Origin of the sequence: Streptomyces sp. NPDC056161, from assembly GCF_042268025.1 — a bacterium.
Taxonomy (GTDB): Bacteria; Actinomycetota; Actinomycetes; order Streptomycetales; family Streptomycetaceae; genus Streptomyces.
This window is the reverse complement of sequence record NZ_JBHJUV010000155.1, coordinates 1-1,503: the sequence shown is the minus strand read 5'-3', so window position 1 is coordinate 1,503 and position 1,503 is coordinate 1. Positions and strand designations below refer to the sequence as shown.

Here is a 1,503-nt window from a genome sequence, read left to right as displayed (position 1 = left end):
TCCTTGGGTGCTTCACAAGCCACCGGCTGAGTCCTTCCTCAGCGCATCAGGGAGCTCTGCCGCGGACTCCGTGATCATTGCGGGACGAACGCTTCCTTCTTGGCCGGCTGCTTCTTCTTCGGCATCTCGTACACGTCGGCGTCCTCGCCGCCGACTTCCCGTGTCTCGGCGACGGAGGCGTTGAGTGCGGCCATCAGGTGGAGCAGTTGGCCCGGTGCTTGCTCGGTCGGGCACCTCAGGAAGGGGCTTCGCTGATCGTTCTCCGTCTACCTGTGGCCATCGGGTTGCCGTCGGGACTTCCGTGGAGTGTTGTCAGGCGAGGCGGTCGGGAAGTGGCGCGAGGTTGAAATTGGCCCCCCGGAATCGTCCACTCGATGTCTGCGGACAGCACCTGCGCGATGCCGTCCAAGTCGCCTGCCGCGTACGCGGTGAAGAAGCGCTCGATGGCCTCGGTGCCGATGGCGCCGAGGAACTGGGGCAGTTGTGACAGACCGCTCGCGACGCCTTGTTCGTCGTCCCGCAGTCCGGAGGTCATGGCGGTGACGAACGACACGACGGTCAGCACGTGCCCGAAGCCCATGGCGCCGGACGTCAGCACCAGGAGTGCCAGCCCGTTGTCCGCGGGCAGCAGGAACATGCCGCCGGTGCCGAGTCCTTGCACAGCCAGGCCGGTGGCCATGGCGTCTGCCTTACCGAGCGCGCCGATCATCCGGGCAGCAAGCGTGCCGCTGATGAGCGCGGCGATGCCTCCAGCGAGGAAGCCCGTGCCGGTGGCCAGGGCCGAGTAGCCCAGCACGTCCTGCATGTACAGGCTCAGCAGGACCGTCGTACCGCCGCACATGCCGAGCGTGATGAAACCGATCAGCTCGCTCCACTTCACCGTGGGCTTGTTCAGCAGACCCGGCGGGATCAGTGGAGCCGGATGCCGTCGTTCCACCAGGAGGAAACAACCGAGGGCCAGCACGGCCAGGGAGAGGGAGCCCAGGGTCGATGCGCTGCCCCAGCCGGTCTCGGGGCCCACCGAGATGCCGTAGACCAGGGCGAAAAGGCTGACGCTTGCCAGGGCCGCACCTGGGATGTCGAGCCGGGCTACTGCACCTGCGTCGGTTGTCCCGGGTAGCAGGACGGTCGCGCCGACCAGGACCAGCGCACCGATGACGACCAGGGTCAGCATGGTCCAGCGCCAGTTCAGACCGCTGGTGGTGACACCGCCACCCACGGTGCCGAGGACGAACCCCATGACAGCACCGCGCCGTTGACGCCGAGCGCCCTGGCCCGCTGGGGCCCAGCCCGTGCACCGAAACCCTCAACACCCGGACCAGGCAGGCCACCTGGCTCGAAGAACCGTCACCCAGCCCCCCGCCACGACGTGGGCAAAACAACCAAACGACCCGAGGCCATCGCCGAAGGGTGCAGATCTTCTGAGGGTGCTGTCGGTCAGGCGGTGGGTATGACCTGGTCGCGGTAGCGCGTCTGGTGGTTGCGGATGAGTTCCTGCTGCTG

1 protein-coding gene and 1 pseudogene are annotated in these 1,503 nt (G+C 67.1%); one reads left to right on the top strand and one right to left on the bottom strand.

The window, feature by feature from the left end:
• Window positions 1-235 precede the first annotated feature (235 nt).
• A complete protein-coding gene (locus tag ACFC09_RS46060) occupies window positions 236-1,240 on the bottom strand; it encodes an MFS transporter (RefSeq protein ID WP_376539202.1) in 1,005 nt (334 codons plus the stop codon).
• Window positions 1,241-1,285: 45 nt separating this feature from the next.
• On the opposite strand from ACFC09_RS46060, the pseudogene ACFC09_RS46055 reads away from it, so the two are divergent.
• Window positions 1,286-1,468 (top strand): annotated as a pseudogene (locus tag ACFC09_RS46055) (hypothetical protein); the annotation flags it as partial.
• Window positions 1,469-1,503 lie beyond the last annotated feature (35 nt).